General features: G+C 52.1%; 18 protein-coding genes and 1 riboswitch. Of the genes, 2 read left to right on the forward strand and 16 right to left on the reverse strand.

Going from position 1 to position 18,863, the window contains the following annotated elements:
* Positions 1-532: 532 nt before the first annotated feature.
* Together BLW29_RS11670 and BLW29_RS11675 are read right to left on the reverse strand one after the other, a co-directional pair.
* Entirely contained in the window at positions 533-2,881 is a 2,349-nt protein-coding gene (locus BLW29_RS11670) for a helix-turn-helix domain-containing protein (RefSeq protein ID WP_090979578.1), read from the reverse strand.
* 18 nt (positions 2,882-2,899) lie between these two features.
* Positions 2,900-4,087 (reverse strand): GntR family transcriptional regulator, encoded by a 1,188-nt coding sequence (locus BLW29_RS11675; protein ID WP_256208537.1) that lies wholly within the window; start codon positions 4,085-4,087, stop codon positions 2,900-2,902.
* A 217-nt stretch (positions 4,088-4,304) separates the two neighbouring features.
* A riboswitch (cyclic di-GMP riboswitch) is annotated at positions 4,305-4,404 on the forward strand.
* A gap of 121 nt (positions 4,405-4,525) precedes the next feature.
* Here BLW29_RS11675 and BLW29_RS11680 point away from each other — a divergent pair.
* Positions 4,526-6,739: a putative bifunctional diguanylate cyclase/phosphodiesterase gene (locus tag BLW29_RS11680; RefSeq protein WP_090979582.1), complete on the forward strand. Its 2,214-nt coding sequence runs from the start codon at positions 4,526-4,528 to the stop codon at positions 6,737-6,739.
* Between the two features lie 58 nt (positions 6,740-6,797).
* On the opposite strand, the gene BLW29_RS11685 is transcribed toward BLW29_RS11680, so the two are convergent.
* The 10 genes from BLW29_RS11685 to BLW29_RS32110 form a co-directional block, all read right to left on the reverse strand.
* Positions 6,798-7,109, reverse strand: a complete 312-nt coding sequence (locus BLW29_RS11685; RefSeq protein ID WP_090979584.1) for a hypothetical protein — start codon at positions 7,107-7,109, stop codon at positions 6,798-6,800.
* Entirely contained in the window at positions 7,106-7,426 is a 321-nt protein-coding gene (locus BLW29_RS11690; RefSeq protein WP_090979585.1) for a hypothetical protein, read from the reverse strand. The genes BLW29_RS11685 and BLW29_RS11690 overlap by 4 nt, the downstream gene beginning before the upstream one ends.
* A complete protein-coding gene (locus BLW29_RS11695; RefSeq protein WP_090979677.1) occupies positions 7,426-7,779 on the reverse strand; it encodes an alpha-helical endospore appendage domain-containing protein in 354 nt (117 codons plus the stop codon). The genes BLW29_RS11690 and BLW29_RS11695 overlap by 1 nt, the downstream gene beginning before the upstream one ends.
* A 25-nt stretch (positions 7,780-7,804) precedes the next feature.
* A complete protein-coding gene (locus tag BLW29_RS11700; RefSeq protein WP_090979587.1) occupies positions 7,805-8,092 on the reverse strand; it encodes a nucleoside-diphosphate sugar epimerase in 288 nt (95 codons plus the stop codon).
* A gap of 100 nt (positions 8,093-8,192) precedes the next feature.
* Positions 8,193-9,554 carry a glycosyltransferase family 2 protein gene (locus BLW29_RS11705; protein WP_090979589.1) on the reverse strand — a complete coding sequence of 454 codons (1,362 nt, stop codon included), beginning with the start codon at positions 9,552-9,554 and terminating at the stop codon, positions 8,193-8,195.
* 21 nt (positions 9,555-9,575) lie between these two features.
* Entirely contained in the window at positions 9,576-10,778 is a 1,203-nt protein-coding gene (locus BLW29_RS11710; RefSeq protein ID WP_090979591.1) for a GT-D fold domain-containing protein, read from the reverse strand.
* Complete coding sequence (locus BLW29_RS11715; RefSeq protein WP_090979593.1) at positions 10,775-11,500, reverse strand: sugar phosphate nucleotidyltransferase; 726 nt, start codon at positions 11,498-11,500, stop codon at positions 10,775-10,777. Before BLW29_RS11715 ends, BLW29_RS11710 begins: the two co-directional genes overlap by 4 nt.
* A gap of 31 nt (positions 11,501-11,531) precedes the next feature.
* Positions 11,532-12,284, reverse strand: a complete 753-nt coding sequence (locus tag BLW29_RS11720; protein ID WP_090979595.1) for a glycosyltransferase family 2 protein — start codon at positions 12,282-12,284, stop codon at positions 11,532-11,534.
* Positions 12,281-13,378 carry a glycosyltransferase family 2 protein gene (locus tag BLW29_RS11725; RefSeq protein WP_090979597.1) on the reverse strand — a complete coding sequence of 366 codons (1,098 nt, stop codon included), beginning with the start codon at positions 13,376-13,378 and terminating at the stop codon, positions 12,281-12,283. The genes BLW29_RS11720 and BLW29_RS11725 overlap by 4 nt, the downstream gene beginning before the upstream one ends.
* Before the next feature lie 4 nt (positions 13,379-13,382).
* A complete protein-coding gene (locus BLW29_RS32110) occupies positions 13,383-14,693 on the reverse strand; it encodes a glycosyltransferase family 2 protein (RefSeq protein ID WP_371264709.1) in 1,311 nt (436 codons plus the stop codon).
* A 171-nt stretch (positions 14,694-14,864) separates the two neighbouring features.
* Here BLW29_RS32110 and BLW29_RS11735 point away from each other — a divergent pair, with 171 nt between their 5' ends.
* Positions 14,865-15,332: a DL-endopeptidase inhibitor IseA family protein gene (locus BLW29_RS11735; protein WP_090979599.1), complete on the forward strand. Its 468-nt coding sequence runs from the start codon at positions 14,865-14,867 to the stop codon at positions 15,330-15,332.
* 157 nt (positions 15,333-15,489) lie between these two features.
* Here the strand turns inward: BLW29_RS11735 and BLW29_RS11740 are convergent, their stop codons facing one another.
* From BLW29_RS11740 to BLW29_RS11755, 4 genes are all read right to left on the reverse strand, one after another.
* Complete coding sequence (locus BLW29_RS11740; RefSeq protein ID WP_090979601.1) at positions 15,490-15,699, reverse strand: hypothetical protein; 210 nt, start codon at positions 15,697-15,699, stop codon at positions 15,490-15,492.
* Positions 15,700-15,976: 277 nt separating this feature from the next.
* A complete protein-coding gene (locus BLW29_RS11745) occupies positions 15,977-17,158 on the reverse strand; it encodes a trans-sulfuration enzyme family protein (RefSeq protein ID WP_090979603.1) in 1,182 nt (393 codons plus the stop codon).
* Positions 17,155-17,982, reverse strand: a complete 828-nt coding sequence (locus BLW29_RS11750; protein WP_090979605.1) for a carbohydrate ABC transporter permease — start codon at positions 17,980-17,982, stop codon at positions 17,155-17,157. Before BLW29_RS11750 ends, BLW29_RS11745 begins: the two co-directional genes overlap by 4 nt.
* On the reverse strand, positions 17,982-18,863 hold the full coding sequence (locus BLW29_RS11755; protein ID WP_090979606.1) for a carbohydrate ABC transporter permease: 882 nt from the start codon (positions 18,861-18,863) through the stop codon (positions 17,982-17,984). Before BLW29_RS11755 ends, BLW29_RS11750 begins: the two co-directional genes overlap by 1 nt.

Raw genomic sequence — 18,863 nt, forward strand, 5'->3', positions numbered from 1 at the left:
CCCTGCGCTGGATGCTGCGCGTACAGAAACTGAACTCTCAACTCCGAAACCTCGCCGAATTGATGCTGAGAGGTTCATATGATGACTTTCAGTTAGTTTTTGGACGCTGAGAGGTCGATTTGGCGACTCTCTGCTACTGGTTCGAATGAATGGAGGTTAGTCTGGACGCCGAGCGTTCAATTTGGCGACTCACTGCTACGGTCACCAAACGCTAACGAACCGTGGAGGCCTTATTGGGACGAATTCCACGCCTCCGACAATCTAACGAACCGTAGCGGTCTTATTTGGGGTGAAAATGCCTCCCAAATACGTAAAAACCTTCAAATAAGACCTCCACGATTCGTTAGAATTATCCCAAAGTGATTTCAGGCCAAATAAGACCTGTACGGTTCGTTAGAATTTGCCGCACGCACTCCCGAGGAACTCAGCCAGCAGCCCCTTGAGACTTTCTTGCGCGGGAACAAAAAAAAGCCACCGAATACTGAAATCGGCGGCCTTTCTATATTTGTGACGCAAGTGTTCCGACTCACGCCTACCCTTTCCCCCGCCCGGCAATATACTCCCGCGGCGTCATGCCATACTTCGCTTTGAACAATTTATAGAAGTAGCTTTCATTCTCGATGCCCACTCGGCGCATAATCTCTTGAATGCTCAGCTTCGAGTTCTCCAACCACTCTACCGCTTTCGTCAACCGGACTTGATTAATGTACTCCGGTATCGACATGCCAAAATGCTCCTTCGATATCTTGCTCAGCTTATAGGCGGAGAGCCGCATCATGCCCGAAATATCGGTCGCCGAGAGGGAGGAGTCAAAGTAATTCGAATCGATGAAAGCCTTGATCGTGTCTGCAGCCACCTGATTGCCTTCCTCGGCAGCCGATTTCCGCTCACTCGTCATCGTCTGAACCGCTTCAAGCAGCTGCTCCTCGAACTGCTCCGCCGTCTCCTCCTCGTATAGCTCCCGGTTCATCAGCTTCGCATGGATATGAATCGGCTCCTTGAGGGTACGGTTCATTTCGTACACCGCTTTCTTCACATGATGCACAACCTGCATGCTGACAAGCATAATATCGCTGTACTCCAGCTTGCGTATATAACGGAACAGCTCGCGGAATTTCTCTTCCGTTCGCACGGGATCGCCCTTCTTGAGAATCTCGATGAACTTGCTTGTAAGCTCCATCGCCTGCTCCATATCCATACTGCTCGTCTGCCCATCGATCTCTGCTTGAGTAATCATCGCCATATGGCCGCGCACATAACGATAGGAGCTGTTCGTGAAGGTGTGACTGTACGCCGCCGCAATCGCTTGATAGTGTTCAATCGGCTCGCTGATGGCAGCGGAGAAGGAGATTTTGTAATGATCCCTAATGTAGTGCTGCGCTTCCGTCAGCAGCTCCATAACCATCTCTGCCTGCGGCGCAGCATCAATATTGAGAAGAATCGTGAACGAATCATCCTTCATATCCACGGTTTGCTGAGCGAATGATCGGCTAACCACCTCTGTCGTGATGTTGGCGATGGCGAAGCGCAGAAGCTCTCGCTCAACCAAGCTCTTCGTCATGAACAGCTTATAGTTGTCGATGCGCAGCACGCAAAGCAGAAACGGTTTCTCCTGCGACAACGCAGGATGGAGCGAATGGAGCGCCTCCCCGAATGACGTGCCGCTCATACTGAAGCTGTCGACTAGCAAACGTCTGAGAAAATACAATTTCATAATGCCGGTATTATTGTTTTTCTCCAGATGATACTCGTACAGCTGCTCTCTTGATTTTCGATACACCTCGGTCAAATAGGAGAATTCATCCTTAGCCCCCGGAGCCACGGAGCCGCCGCGTGAGGTCTGTTCCATCAGCCTTCTAACCGGCTTGTAGATCCCTCTTGAAACCGACAAGGTCAGCAGCAGCGCACCGGCAAAAATCGCCAACGAAATGAGCAGAATCGTATCCAGCAGCTGCTTCAGGTTCGCATATGCCTCTTTGTACGGCTTTGCATCAAGCAGCGTCCAGCCGGTCTTCTCCAGACGGATATACGAGATGATATATTTCTCGCCTCCGATGCTCTTATTGAAGAAACCTGACGGCTGCGCAGCTAAGCCTTCAGCGCTGCTCGCCTGGTCCTCATAAGCCTGCTTAATCGTATTCGCGAATGCTGAAGTTTGTACCGGATTACCCGGATCGGTCTCAATCAGCCCATTGCCGCTGTCCAAGATGTAGAGCTCGCTTCGCCCGCCGGCCTCGATTCGGTTAATCGCACGGATGTTATCGACGAGCCAGTCCAGCTTAATGTTCAGAATGATGGCGCCATCCATACGATTATCGCGATCCGTCGTCTCATACATCACATAGCTTAATACCGTATTCGCACCAGCTCCGGCTGCGCCTTGATCAGCGGCTTCCGCGCTGCGCCGCACAATTGCACGGAGCACCGGAATGTTCGTATAGCTGTGCAGCACTTTATCGAGCTCTGCGTCCTTATGATACAAATCACCGTATGTCGAGTAATACAATTTCTTATGATTGTTATAGATGTAGATGGATTGAATGAACGGGTTGTTCGCCACAATCGTCGCGTTTAGTTTATTAATGACATTCAAATGCTCGTACGTTTCCTCATCGTTCAGATACATAAGCGCCTTCACGTCATTGCTGCCATAGGTGGAGAGGGTAATATTGCGAATCATCGTATCGAGATAATCGATGTTGTATTTCATCTGCGAGAGTACCTTCTGGCTGTTCTCGTATTCGCTCTTGAACACCTTCTTCTCTACATTCACATACACAAGCGTGGAGAACGAAACGACGATTAGCAGAATAATGCTGGTGATCCACAAGAAGATGCGCAGCAAATATTTCTTCTCTTGAAACAGACGAATGAGGCTCATAAGCAAGTACCACCCTTGTTATTCAATCTTTGCTTCCCAAACCGAGCTGCCGTAATGAATGTCCGCTTTGCAAATATGTCCGGCAACCGCGATCGGCTGCTTGCCTTCTGCCGCGTGCACAATCTCAATGGCTGCACTTCGTCCCATATCATAGAAAGGCTGGTTCGCGCCTGTAAGATCCAGTCGGAGTTTCCCGTTCAACCCCTGCGCATCATATGTAACCAAGGACATCTCGTCCGGAACGCGCTTGCCAAGCCGCTCTAGTGCAGCGAGCGCAGCCTCGGCAATTTGATCATTCGCTGCAAAAACAGCCGTATACCGCTTCGTATCCAGTGCATGCGCAAGCCGAGCAACAAAGTCTTCGAACTCGCTCTCGAAATTCTCGAACCGGGTCGGGATACATAAGTCGTATTCGGCTTCGTAAGAAACGCCTGCTTCTATAAAAGCCTGTCTCATGCCAAGCAGCCGTTCATAGAACGTGCTGAGATCCGAATTGCGTACGAATGCAATTCGCCGATGTCCCTTGGCAAGCAGCAATTTCGTAAGCGAATACGCCCCTGAAGCGTTATCGCTCGTTACAAAAGGAATATCGGTATCCCATACACGTCTATCCAGAAAAATAACCGGAATTCCGCAGCCCGCTAACTTCTCGTAGATCTGCCGACTGCGAGGCTCGTCCAGACCGCCGTGAATCGGACTCAGTATAATTCCCTCCACTTGCCTCGCAATCGCGCTCGCGACGAACGACTCCAGCTTATCTAGACTGCGGTTATCGCTGCTGCTCATCAGCTGATACCCCTTCGGCTGCAGCACATCCTCGATCCCGCGCAGAGCCGCCCCCCAGAGCGGATTATCGATACCGATAACCGACGCAGCAATGAGTCCGCTCCCCTTCCCATTCTCGCCCCTTATTCGGCTGATCGGCAGAGACAAGAGCCCGCCATCTGCCAAATAGGTCCCTCGGCGGTTGTCTCGCGTGAGAAGCCCTTCCCCGCATAATTCCTTAATCGCCTTCTCTATTGTATTTACGCTGGATTGATAGGACTCCGCCAAATTCCGGCTGGAAGGCAGGCGCGAAGCATCCCTCCACTCTCCTCCATGTATGCGCTTTCGAATATCTTCCTTAATTCGGTGATACGGGAATGTAGTCAGCCTATTCACCTTCATCTCTACTAGATTAGCTTGACTATATGATAGGTGTATCATCTGTGTCAATCCAGAGTCTGAATCCGACGGAACGTATGTATATAGGCCTACTAATATGAATCTTTAGTCCTTAAATAACACAACTCGGACATCAATATCATCAATAACTACCAACTCTATCCTTTTAAATAGGTTCCAGAGACTCATTCGCGCCATTGAGATATTATGGAAAATAGAAATAGCACTAAATTCCTACATAATTCGTCATAACTGAATCGTTTATCACAGGCAAACCCTACGAAAGCAGGGGACGCAAAGTCATTGGGTCTAAGTCTATTCTCCTAAATCGAGAAAGATACGACAGCCAGACTGCCGAAGTTAATCTGCTGACCTTGGTTCTCCAAGCTGGAAGATGCGTATCGGTCTGTTGCCGCCATCTTGCTTCGAGGCCCAAGGTTTTTTGTATACCTATTTTGACATAGAAAGGATGTGTACGGCTTGGCAGCCCCTTACGAACAGTTCAGTTCTAAGCTTCTGACATATACATTAATATTCCTTATCATAACTTCTCTTCCTATATATGTAATTGTATTCTCACTTGAGCTAATTACCTTTCAAGTCTTTATCCGATTCGTCGCTTCCGTTATCCCACTTGGCATTGTGCTCTACTTCATTTACCGCCAAACCTATCAAACACTCAGAGGGAAAGTCATTATTTCAGCCTATTCGTTCCTGCTTTGCTTCATCGTCATGTGGTTTATCCCAACATCAAACTCCGGCACCATCGTCTTCCTCTTTGCGCTTCTCTCCCTCATCTATCTGGACCGATTCGTGACGCTGATGGCAGGTGGATATGGCATCCTTGTACTCATCACCCATCAATTGTTCAACCCCTACCTACTCGCAACGGATCTGCTCTACCGAATTGTACAATTCACCTTGTACACCATGTGCTGTATCACCTGTATCAGCGTTTGCATCATTGGACGACGAATCATCGCGCGTGCGCAGCACAGCGAGAAGAAAGCGCTGGATAACGAGAATCGGTACCGTCAAATTTTCGAACTGTCTCCGGAAGCTAATATTGTACAGATCGACTATAAGATCGTTCATATGAATCGATCAGGGCTAACGATGCTAGGCGCACAGCATTTGGATGAGTTAATCGGCGTCAATGTGTTTGACATCGCATTGCCAGAGTATCACGAGATGATGCGAACCAAATCAACCGACCTCATAAAAGGCCGCACAGCCGTTGATCACGCGGAACTCCGCATTTACAAGCTAAACGGTGAAGTGATCGACGTTGAAACCAATTCCATCTCGATTCTATTTCACAATCAGCCCGCGATCCTATCCAACTTCCGTAATATTACGGAAACGAAGATGGCTCGTGAAACCATAAACTTCATGGCCTATCACGATCAACTCACTGATCTTCCGAACCGTTATCAATTCATAACGAAGCTCGATGCAGAGCTCCGGTATGCGGTACACAAACCATGCAGCTTCGCTCTCCTATTCCTTGATATGGATAGGTTCAAGTCCATCAACGACACATTTGGCCATCCTCAAGGGGACCGTCTGCTCAAGAGCTTCGCGAAACGGCTTCAGGCATCGCTGCAGCCGGCTGCATTTGCAGCCAGACTTGCCGGCGACGAGTTTGTCATCCTGGTGCCGAATAGCGATGCTGACACGGTGGGGACGCTGGTTGGCCCTCTGCTGGAGCGGCTCTCTGAACCTTTTATTCTCAGAGGTCAAGAAATCATCGTTACGACAAGCATCGGAATCGCTATGTATCCCAAAGACGGGCAGGATGCCGATACGCTTCTGATTCACGCAGATGCGGCTATGTATGCGGCTAAGAGACGGGGAAGAAACAACTACGCCTTCTATAGTAAGGAGATGAACGAGGTTAATTTGCGGAAAATGATGCTGGAGCAGGACTTGCGCAAAGCGCTGCAGCAGGGGGAGCTGCATTTGCTCTATCAGGGCAAGAAGAATTTGCAAGCTGGCCGTCTGATCGGCTTCGAGGCTCTCCTTCGTTGGACGCATCCCAAGTTCGGTGCCGTTTCTCCGGCTGAATTTATTCCGCTTGCGGAAGAAACAGGGCTTATTGTTCCGATTGGGGAGTGGGTCATACGGCAGGTATGTAATCAAATCAATACTTGGACACAAGCGGGCTTGTCTCCCTTGCCGGTATCCGTGAACTTATCGGTTCGCCAATTCAAACAGGACAACCTGATTGATATGCTGAAGACGATCCTGCTCTCCACTGAGGTTGAACCACGTCTCATTGAACTTGAAATTACAGAGAGCGTTGCTTCATCGAATTTCGAAGCCCCGCTTATCGAGAAGCTGCATGAAATGAAGGCACTCGGCGTTGCGATTTCGATTGATGACTTCGGAACCGGATACTCGTCTCTTAGCTATCTGCGCCTTTTTCCGGTGGACACCCTTAAGATGGACAAATGCTTCATTCGCAATATCGATCACAATCAAGATGATCTGGCCATCGTCACGGCAATCATCGGGATGGCTCATAGTCTCAAGCTTCAAGTCCTCGCTGAAGGGGTTGAGAACGAGACTCAGCTTGCACGCTTAATGGAACAGCGCTGCGACGCTGCTCAAGGCTATCTCATCGGTTATCCTATATCGGCTGAGGAAGCGGGGCTGCTGCTAACTCCGGTCCTTGAGCTAAGCAATTCGTAGGGGAGTACAAGCCCGTTCCTATGATGGCCCGAACTCCCTCCAAGCTGCTTGATCGATACTAGGTTTGCTGTTCGTAGGCGAGCTGATGGCCATCCTCGAAACCTTTGGCAAAGCCAAGATTATAGCCTTGATTATAGGCATTATCGAAAGCCCGATTATAACCTGGACTGCTTCCCCCCCGCTTCCTTCCGCGCTTCTGCTTGCGCACGGAAGATTTGCCGGTGCCTGACTTCGTGCGTTTACGCTGCGTTGTCGAGGTCGCCTTCTTCTGGCTGCCTGCCGCTGCCCTGCTTGAAGTCTTGTTCGGTGTGACCCGTGGTGTGATTGGTGACTTGCTGACTGTCTTCCCGCTTATTCCCGCTGCAATCACTTTCCGGTTCCTCCTTTACCTTCCCGTATTGGATGCGAACCAACCTGCACGGCAGCATTCAGCCATGGCTTGGCAGAGCGACTGTCCCTGCTTCGTCTTTGGCTCTGACTGCTCTCCATGGCGCTTACCATTGCGGTAAGCGTCAGCTGCATCGCCTCGAGCCGCTTCATGTTGCGCTGTATGGCTTCTGCCAGACCGGATGCCCGCTCGGCTTCAGCTGCGACGCTGTTCAGAATTCGAGCGACGGCCTGCTGGCTGCGGGAGAGCGACGCTAGCAGCTCGATTCGTACCTCCCGCTCCTTCAAGCTCCAATTCATTAGTGCCTATCACCCATATCAAACGGTCCGTTCAGCATATTTTCGATGCCGTTCATCGGTCCCGCCCCCATCCCCATATCATCCACCTGGCGCAGTGCCGCCTTCAGTACATTGGTCATCCCATGATTGAGCTTCGCAAGTCCGTCAATTACTTCGACAAGCTGATCATGTACCATCATCGAGGACTTCCATTGATCTTGCTGCTCCGTGAATGAATCCGGCGTAATATGATTGCACAGCCAAGCACGTACTTTCTCCGCTTCCACGGCCTTTGCCTCCAGAATCATCGCCACATTCCATTGCAGCTTAGCGGAGGCGTCCAGCATTCGGATATATGCGGTTTCTCGACTCATAACCAGCACGCTTCCTTTCCTCCGCCTATTCTTCGTCCTCGATGTTCATCTCTTTCATAACAATGGAAATCGTCATGGCAAGCGACTCCTGCAGCTCTGCAATACTGTTTAAATACGCCACTACGCTCTTCGTCATCACTTGAGAATTATCCATCAGCTCGCCGACCCCGCCGAAGCTCGGGTGCGTATCCGGCAATGCGTGCACAATTTGTGCCATCCGGACTGCGACATGACGCTTCGCCTCCAAGACGCGCGCCAGCTGCTCATGGGAATGTGACATATGCTCAATCATTTCCGTTACGATATGCTGCAAGGCGCAGTCCCTCCTTTACCTATCGCACTATCAGGAATCGGTCTCTTTGTTAACATATGCGCCGCCCTCTCCGCTTGGTACAGCCAAGACCGCCAAGGTGCTACAACTGATCGGCAACTTGGACCGGGGCGATGATTGGCAGTCCTTCCGGCAGCATGCCGAGCTGCTCCTCCGTCACCAATCCTGCCGGCTTCCATTGCAGGCACCATGCCTCCGCTGCTTTCGCGCTTGCCACTCTGCGCCGAACACCGTTCTCGACCACATAGAAACTGCCGTCCACTCCAGTTGCAGTGACGCCTTGCATCGTTAGTGCTCCATCGATGCTTCGTCCGTGCCAGCCTGCTTCCACAGCCTCGGCTGCAATGCTTTCTCCGATCGGCCAGCGTCGCAAATCCACTTGCGAGAGCCGTACGATAGGCAGGGTAACTTGGCCCATAATCGGGCGACGCATACCTCCTTCCACCCAGTAGAGCGCCCCGGAAACACCGCGAACGATGACATGCTGTGGAAAAAAGGCGGTTTCCCCCTGTGCGCGGTCACCGTCTGCGTTCATAGCTTGCACTTGATAGACGAGATCGTGGGGATTCCCCCATTTCTCAACGTACACTTGCAAATTGTGATCGTTGACTTCTACAAACTTCGTCCCAAGCTCTTTCATGCTTACACTGCCGAAATGGTGAATGAAGGAATCGCGCGCGATGACAAGCGTATACCCTTGCAGACGTACGCGGATGTTGTAATCGTCGTCCTCATAGTTTCCAATCCGGTAGCCTTCGTCGAGGTAGCCGGTTCGATCCCACAGTTCGCGGCGAAACAGCAGGCAGAAGCCCGTTAATCGGTCCGTTCGCTGCCATCTGGCCGGGTTTGGAATATTATACATTCTTGCGAAAGGTGCAATGCCTTTGACCGTCTTGTACGGCACTTCGATACGCTGATCGCCGCTGATATAATTCGTCACCGGACCGACCATCCCGATTGCGGGATCGCTGTTCAAGCAGGCTAGCATATTGCCGAGCCAACGCTCTGTCACAATCGTATCGTTGTTGAGGAGCATCAGGTAAGATCCCTTCGCCATCATCATGCCGATATTAATCGCGCCGGCGAAGCCTCGATTCGTCTCAAGCACCCGAAACCGCACTCTGTTGCCGAGTCCGCGCAAGTAGGCAGCCGTACCGTCCGTAGACGCATTGTCGACGATGATGATTTCATAAGCGCTCGGCGTATGCAGTTCGATGCTGGCAATGCATTTCTTCAAGAAGTCCACTTTGTTATAGCTTGGAATAATGATGCTTGTGCCTTCAAAATAAGTACCGAAGCCAAAGTACCCCGTGCGGACACCTTCCTGATAGCCGGCTGCCATTCCGATTGGAAATTGGCCGGATTTCTTCGTTTTGCGTGCTGCAGAGGTATTCGTAGCCGTCGATTTCTTCCGCTTGCGATGCGCATGCGCTTGCCTTCTCATCCGCTCTGCCCTCTCCTATCCTTAATGCGTAAGCGCGATCTGCCCCTTCACGATGGCATCTGCCATATGGCCAAAATCAAGCGTTGTCTTGCCCCGCTCGTGTGCGATTCGGGTGCAAATCATAACGGCCGCAATTCCCGCGGACACGAGCGCCAAATCAAATTCAACACCTCGACTCTCCAAGATGACGCGTTCCACATCACGCACTCCCCGTACCGGACTGATCAGCCCTGACACGATGAATCCCCGTTCCGTGAGCATATGCGCGAGCGCCGGAGCTGTATTGCCGATGACCAGCAGCTGCTTGCCGGCGAGCAGACCGCCGAGCAGCCCGGTTTGGGCAAGCCCGTAATTGACTGTCGAGTTCGTCATCCGAAGCTCCCCGGGGTCAAGTTGATGTGCGCGAAACACCGGATGCAGCAGCGGGTGAAAATGCTTTCTGCGCGCCAGTGGCACGCCGACGATATGCGCATGACGTATAGCGTGCATGAGCTGATCGCGCGCCAGCAGATCAGGCGGATTTACGCCGGCATAGGGGAGAAACGTGCCCTCTCGCTGGATCGTAGCGGTGTCGTAGACGACTTCCTGCGCCAATGTCAGCAGCTCCCCGTCTCCGAGTCTGACGACCGCGCACGGTCTGCGCTCATGAATGGACTGTTCCATCTCGGCATACACCTCATGAACATCCATTAACGGCAGGCATCTCGGCCGCAAATGCTCAGCGCCTATGGCAATGACGTCTTGGAGACGTACTTCGGGGAGAAGCAAATTCATAGGCAGCGCTTGCTCCAGCAGCAGCTCTCCTCCTTCGTACTTGCCAAGCTCATACCCCGCCGTAAAAGCATTGTCGTGAAATTGCCCATGTTCCATGCCGGGTGGAAGTGCGGCGCTGTCGCGCTGTCCCCGGCGGCGACCCCGCTTCTTGGCCAAGGACGACTTTCGCCCTCTTGTCCTTTTCTTGGCGCCATTCGCGCTTGATTTCCTTGACTGCCCGGCTTTTGCAGCTCCGCTCCTGCCTCCGGTTGCCGCTGGAACTGCCTGCTTCTTCACGCTCTTCTGCGGCGCATTTCCCCCCGAGGTCTTAACCGCTGCGGGAGCTGGATTCTGCTTCGGCTGCGATTGGGTCTTCGGTGCCGGTACCGGTGCACTGCGTTTAGTCGCGACCTGCCCCTGCCCGCTGCTGCTTGTGAGCATCAAGTTTCTGTGGATTATCGCTACCTTCATGGTCCATCATCCCCGCTAAACTTTATCGAAGCCTCAAGAAGCGATTGAAAGGTCCCGGCATCTGTCCACCAACCAGTGATATACCGATGCGCCAGCTTTCCCATGCTCGCATAAACGTTGTTCACGTCGGTAATCTCCAGTTCCCCGCGCAGCGATGGCGTCTGTGCCGCAATGAAATGAAAGACTTCGCGATCGAACAGATAGATCCCGGTTACGCAGCTGTCGGTTAATGGCTTCTTCGGCTTCTCATCGATATGAACGATCTGCCCTTCCTCGTCGAATACTGGAACCCCATAGCGCTCCGGGTCAGGCACTTGCTTGAGCAGCACCATCGCTCCATCTGCTTGCTGCATGAACGCTTCCAGATGGGGGGCCAGCGATTCCTCGAACAGATTATCGCCCAGCAGCACGATAAACTTGGCATCCTCGCCAACGAAAGACCTGGCCAGTTCAAGCGCCTGGGCAATCCCGCCGGCTTCTTCCTGGATGCGGTAAGTAAGTGACACCCCGTACTCTACGCCGCTTCCGAGAAAAGAAGTAAACATCCCTGCAGAGACTCGGCTTGTAATGAGCAAAATGTCCGTAATGCCAGCCTCTTGCAAACTGTTAATGCTGTAGCATATCATCGGGAGCCTCCCGACCGGCAGCAAATGTTTGTTCAACAGCTTCGTCAGCGGCATTAGGCGCGTTCCCGTACCACCGGCCAAGATAACAGCTTTCAAATAAATAACCTCCTTTGCTTTGCCACTTCGCTCAATACATAAAGTTAGCAGGGTCTACCTTCCACTTGGCTATAAAATGCTTCCGATTGCGCTCGACGAGCTGCTGCAATTCCTGCGGGTTACTGCGTTTGAAGCTGACGCTGCCGCGATGATGAACGAACACATCCCTGCACATGAGCAGACTGTACCCGTGCATGCGAGCCCGGAAGCAATAATCATCGTCTTCGTAGTGACCTGGCGTGAACCTCTCGTCAAGCTCACCGATCCGTTCATAGAGCGAACGCTTGAACAGCATGCAGAAACCGACCAGCCTCATAATCGGCTCACTTATCTTCGCTTCCCTTACGAGCGCCGCTGCCGCTTGGCCGTGGAACTCTTCCATCGAGCTGAATGGATGCTCCACCTGTTGTCTGCCGCTGATATAATTCGTTACGGGTCCAACCATGCCGATATCTGCACGTGCCGTCAATGCCCTGATTAATGCAGGCAGCCAGCCGGCTGAGACGGTGACGTCATTGTTCAGCAGCATCAGATATTCGCCGCGTGCCATACGCAATCCACGATTGCAAGCAAATGGGAACCCGGTGTTTCTGGCCAGTGACAGACAGGGAATTCCTTCTCGGATACACCACTGGCATGTGCCGTCAGTCGAGCCGTTGTCGACGACAATGATTTCATAAGGCGACTCGTTCGAGTCTGTATACCGGCGTATGGCTTCGATGGCATCCTGCAGAAGCGATAGGCCGTTGTAGCTCGGTATAATAATGCTCGTCATGCCTGTCATGTTGCTGTTCCTCCCGCAGCGGCACGCCGCCGAACCTGATCTGGAAATGCCAGTCTTGGACCCCTCGATCTCATGGCTGTCTGCAGCGCTTCAACGTGGTCGCCGAGGGACAGCTCCTTGGAAACTACTCCTACCGGTCCTCTAATGGCGACCGTCTTGTTCTTGCGCACTTTGCTCAGCGAGCAGCTTCGGACCATCAGCTTGTGCTGGATGGCCGCCATATGAGCCATCGGCGGGACCGCAAGCGTCGATACGCCGACGGTTTCCATTCCATGGCGCGACCAGGCATGGGGCAGCAGTTCAACCGAGTTAGCCAGCAGCTCGGCACGACCGAGCGACCAGTTCATAAATGCTCGCACTCGTGCAGCTTCATCCCAAGTCTTGAAAATCCCAAGTGACGGCGTCTGATCCGCCACCACAATATCCGCGCCGGTCTCTGCAACCGAGAGCATTAGCGCCAGCTGCTCTGCTGCGATTATGGATTGTCCGTCCGCGAACAGGACAATATCGGACCTTGTCATGCGAGCTCCGATCGCCCGCCCGACATCTGCGCCGAGCGACTCTCCGATTTGCATGATCGTAATCTCCGGCACCGCGCGAAGCTCCGCAAACTCGCCTTCACTGCCACCCTCCAGCACGACGATCACTTCCTGCAGCGGCAGCCTCAGCAGTTGATTGATCGCGGACGGATTCATACCTGGGACGGAGAGGACGACAGCCGCGACTGACTTGCCCATTGCGATCGGCTGCCACATGCCCCGCGGCAAATTAAGGGCTGCGGCGAAGCCGTCTGCATATGCTCTGCCTTCCGAGAGCAGCTTGACTCGCAGCGCATCGGTATGGTTTCGGCCTGCGCAGCGCGTCGTCCAGCGCTCATTCATTCGCAGCTTCGCTTCCGTGGTGCCGGACTGCGAGGTATATCCGTTCTTGCGAAGCAGCGCACCATCGGTATAGCCGGCATTATAGGCCGTTCTCAGCTTGCCGGTATAGCTGCCGGCAGCGCGTTCTTGGCCGGTTCGCCCCGCACGCGAGCGATGCGTGCGGGTCTTCGTAGACGCTCTTTTGCCTGAGCGGCCTGACTTTCTGGATTGCATACGTTCACCTCGCCAAATAACGTTTTCGCGCCATATCCGTATATCCGCCGCGATCATCCGTCTGCTTCGTCAGCCAATCAATGGCTTCCAAATGATCGCCTACGATGAGCAGCTCAAGCGGATTCGTCCGTTCTCTCTGCTTGCGGGGCAGATTGAGCTTTCCCACATTAATGCGTTTCACTGCAGATACTGTTAGTCCATGCTGTACGGCTTTGGCATGCGCGAGCGGCGGTATCGCCAGTGCGTCGGCACCGATTCTCGTTAATGCGCTGCGGCTGATGGCATGGGGGACTGCTGTCATCGAAGTGCCTTTCAAATCGGGACGCCTCAGGATCGAATTCAGCGCATGTTTTGCGAGGACGACGCTGTGGACGGATGATTTGTTCGTAGGACCGGAGTAATCGTTAAGTGCCACATCTACTCCGCCATGCAGTACGGATTGAACGAAGGGCTTCAGCCCCGACGCCGGTATGATCATATCGCCGTCGAGAAAGAGCAGCACCTGCCCGCTGGCGGCGGCAGCCCCGACACTTCGTCCGACATCATGACCAAGCGGCTCCGCGAACGGAATAACCTTAGCTCCCTTGCGCTTGGCGATGGCCGCCGAGCCGTCAGTCGATCCGTTGATGACGACGATGACTTCCACGCTGGAATGTACCTTCTTCGCTTCTTGAATCACTTTTCCAATGGTACGACGCTCATTCATGACCGGGATGATAACCGACACGAGGGGATTAGTCGGTGTCGGCGTTGCAGATATCGTCACTACCGGCTCAGGTTGTGGCTGAGGTCGTGAGAGTGGATGCGGTTGTGCGAGTGGATGCGAGTGCGATTGTGGCTGTGTATGCAGCTGCGGCTGTACCTCTGGCATTGGTTGCGGCTCAGTAATTCGGAATGCTTGCTGTCTGACGGCGGCTTCAGCTGCCGGAGTCTGCTTCTGTTTCGGCTGCTTCGGGACGGCTTTGGAGAAAGACTTTCCGGACTTGATCGACGCCGAAGTAACTTTCGCTAGGGTCGCATGTTGAACGATCGGCGGTTGCTTCGCTGCTCGTTTTCTCGGTTCGGTTTTCTGCACACTTGCCTTCTTACTTGCTCGGGGGACCGGTTTCGCTGCGATGGCTGATTTATTAGTTCGGGAAGATGCCTGTTGCCTGGGAGGTGATACTGCTGTGATTGGAGGTGCGGCGGAGGTCTCGCTCCACGCTGCGTGAATGGCGCGGCTCCCGGTTGCCTTCGATAACCCGGCATAGACTCTATCATTTAGGAGCGGCTGCTTCCGAATCTGCTGGATGACTCTTCCGCTGCTAGGCTTCATGAACTCGTTCACCTCCATATCCGTCTTTTTACCAGTTAGTTTATGGACGATAGAGTGCAAGAGGAACGGCTGATGTACGTTAAGGCAGGAGCCGCGCTGATTTTACGCGTTTTTCACGTCACTGAATCTACCTAATTACATATGCTGTTGACATAGGGGAGGTGATGCCAAATGGTAGAAAGCTTACAGCTTCGACAAGCACTTCGTGTCTTCCTAAACAAGGCTGAAGCGGCTTGGTTTGACGTGTATGGCTCCAGCTTTAATAGAAAAGAGATAAAAGTCGGCGGTACGGAATACATCCAGTTACCCTTGCGCTATAGTTCAAGGGCTAAAATTTACGCTTACTTTCGCAAGTATTGGGGGATTACCTATAGCCGCATGCAGCTGCGCAGCTTGAAGTCCATCGTGCATAACGGGAGGGTTTATGTTATTTTGGGCGATCCCGGACAAATTCCGAACTTCGTCGAATCCGTGCGCATTCTGAGCATTACGAGCACAAGGATTCGGGTCCGTGCCCTGTTATCCGGTGATCCGGACGGCAATGTGCCGATTTATTACACCATTGCCCGTACCTGTTGCGGGTACAAGATCATCAGCCGTTCCGGCAAACGTTATGATTACCGGTTCACAATTGGTTAGCGGCAATCGGTCGGATGCGATCAGAACAATAAAAAGGGACTGTCCTCTATGTCATCATTTGATGACTGGGACAGTCCCTAACTTTCGCCCAATCCGCCGAATTCGCTCCCGTGTAGACTTCCTGGTTCGCTTCTTTCGCCCGTTCCACCGATTTCGCTCACATGTAGACTTCCTGGTTCGGTTCTTTCACCCATTCCGCCGATTTCGCTCCCATATAGACTTCCTGGTTCGCTTCTTTCGCCCGTTCCGCCGATTTCGCTCCCATGTAGACTTCCTGGTTCGCTTCTTTCGCCCGTTCCGCCGAATTCGCTCTCATGTAGACTTCCTGGTTCGCTTCTTTCGCCCGTTCCGCCGAATTCGCTCCCATGTAGACTCCTACGTTCGCTTCTTCGCATATTCCGCCAAATTCTCTCCCATGTAGACTCCCTGATACTTTTTTGGTGGCGGTGTTGATTGCGAAGTGTGGATTTCGGATTGAATAGTGCGGGTGCGGGTGCAAGGTGCGGGCGGTAACCAGTACCTCTCTTTTACTCTTTTCGCCGGTTCACCTCACAGGTGCGGTACCGAGCGGAAGTCGTGTGTATTACTTAAGTTGAAAAGGCTGAGAGTCGGAAAATCCGACTCTCAGCCCTATGTTTACCTCACTATAGCGAATCCCAAGCAAGATCAATATCCGCCATCAGATCCTTCGGATCTTCCATCCCTACGTACAAACGAACCACCGTAGCGGACTGTCCGTCCGTTCCCGGAGGAAGTGCGTTCACCGTCACGAGGCTCTCGAAGCCGCCCCAGCTGACTGCGATTTTGAAATATTGCAGCTTCGTTGCCCAAGCTCTCATCTTCGCAAGCGGCTCGTCCGTCACGAAGGAGAATAAGCTGCTGTAGCCCTTCATCTGGCTTTTGCCCAGCTCGTATTGCGGATGCGAAGTCAAGCCGGGATGATTGACGCGGCTTACATAGGCTTTGCGGCTCATAAACTCCGCCAGCAGCAATCCGCTCTCTTCGTGTCTTTGCATCCGCAGCGGCAGTGTGCGCATTCCTTTGGATACGAGCGCTGCCGTCTGAGGCGTCATGAGTCCGCCAAGCAGCATATATTCGGCATATCCGACTTGGTCAATCAGCTCATGCGAGCCAAGAATGACGCCGCCGACGCAGTCACTATGACCGCTAATGTATTTCGTAATGGAATGGACAACCAGATCCACGCCAAGATCAAGCGGACTCTGGAAGCAAGGCGTTGCCCACGTGTTATCAATGATTGTCCGTGCGCCAATAAGCTTAGCATACGCAGCGCATTCCCGCAGATTTTGCAGTTCGAACAGCCCTGAAGTTGGACTCTCCAGATAAAGCAGCTTCGTATTCGGACGAACCGCCGCTCTGAAGCTGTCGATGTTGGTCCCATCCACAAACGTCGTTTCCACGCCGAATTTCACCATGTAACTGCCCAGAAACTCTCTGGTCGGGCCGTAAGCCTGATCCACGCAAATGACGTGATCCCCTTGCTGCACCGATGACAAGATGGCCGACGAAATAGCAGCCATGCCGGATGCGAAGCATTTAGCCTTGTCCGCGCCTTCGAGCTCCGCCAGCTTCTGCTCCAGGTACGTTACCGTTGGATTGTTGCCGCGTGAATAGATATGGTTGTCGAGCAATGCTTGAAAAGCAGTGTCGAACTCTTCGTACGTTTGAAATGCAAACAAGCTGTTCTGATAGATAGGCATATGGATCGCGCCATGATGCCTCGAATCGAGCTTATCGTAAGAGACTTGAGTAAAATGTTTTTCTCTCGCTGCAACTGCATCATGTCCCGTTTCCGTTTTACTCATCCTTTTTCTGCTCCTTGTGTCAAACCCTCAACGATGAAACGCTGTGCAAAGGCGAAAATCAATACCGTCGGAATGATCGACAATACCACTCCTGCGGACATTGAGCCCCAATCCACATCGAATTTTAGAATAAATGAATTCATAGCGACCGGAATCGTCTTGAGTGAATCGTTATCAATAAACAAAGCGGCCAAGAACAACTCGTTCCAGTTCTGTACGAAGGCGAAAATAAATGTAGATGCAATACCTGGCAGCATTACGGGAATAATAATCCGGATCAATGCCGACCAACGCGAGCAGCCATCGATCATAGCCGCTTCTTCAAGACTGCCGGGAATACGTTGGAAGAAGCCGCGCAGCATGATGGTCGAGAACGGGATTAGACCTACCGTGTACATCAAGACCAGCGCAATTCGGTGGTTAAGCAGGTTCATCTGACTCATCATCAGATAAAGCGGTGCAAGCGCGATAAATCCGGGCAGCATCTGCGTAATGAAGAACGCTAACATGATTTGGCGATGTCCTCTGAAAGAAAACCGTGCAAGTACATACGCACTCAATACCGCAATAACCAATACGACGCATGCAGCCGAGATCGCAATCAGAAAGCTGTTGCCGATGTAGATGTGAAACTTGGATATTTTGAAAATATTAATGAAATTATCAAGCGTAAAGGTAGTCGGCCAATACTTAATCGGATAGGAGAAAATATCCTTCTGCGGTTTAAGTGACGTGATGACGATCCAATAAAGCGGGAAGAGCATACCGATTAAGTACAGGGATAAGTAACCGATTCGAAACAGGCTCAGAAGGCGTTGCTTCATTAGAAATCACCTACTTTCTCAGCCTTTGTGACTGCCAGGAAGAAGATTGTGTAAAGAAGGAGAATAACTATCATAATAATACCGATCGCTGATGCGGCACCGTAATCTCCGCCATACAGGATTTTGTCCAGCATGAGCGAGGACAGAATATGTGTAGTTCCGGCAGGACCGCCGTTGGTCAAGCCGTAAATAATTGTCGGATCATTGAATATCCAAATCGCACGCAGCAGCGTTGTCGCGATAATAGTCGGCATAATGTAAGGCAGTGTTACGTTCAGGAATTTCCGCGCGCCTGTAGCACCGTCCATGTCCGCAGCTTCGTAGAGCTCGCCGGGAACGGATTGCAGGGCAGCCAGCAGCATGATGGCAAAGAAGGCTACGCCGTACCATACATTGGCCACAATTACGGATACCATCGCCCATTTGGGATCGGATAGAAAACCAATACGCTCATTAATAATGCCTAGCTTGAGGAGCAAATCGTTGATAACACCGATTTGGGAGTTAAACATCCATTTCCAAATCAGACCGATCAGGAAGCCGGATAATGCCCATGAGTAGAAGGCAAAGCCTTGATATATCCCTCTGCCTCTGAATTGTTTCTTCATCGCCAAAGCCAGCAGGAGACCGAATGTAAATTGCAAAATCAGGGAACAGAACACCCAATAGGCGCTGTTCTTCATGGCCATCATAATTTTAGGATCATGGAAAGCCGCTTTAAAGTTCGCCAAACCGACAAAATGTACATTACGTAAATCAAACAGCTTGTAATCTTGGAAAGCCATTAAGATCCCTTTGAGAAACGGATAATACGTAAACACTAACACGAGACACAAAGCGGGAAGCAGCCCCGATAGTATAAAGATGCGTTGATTTTTCAT

This window comes from Paenibacillus sp. CF384 (assembly GCF_900106745.1).
In the GTDB taxonomy this organism is placed as follows: domain Bacteria; phylum Bacillota; class Bacilli; order Paenibacillales; family Paenibacillaceae; genus Paenibacillus_Z.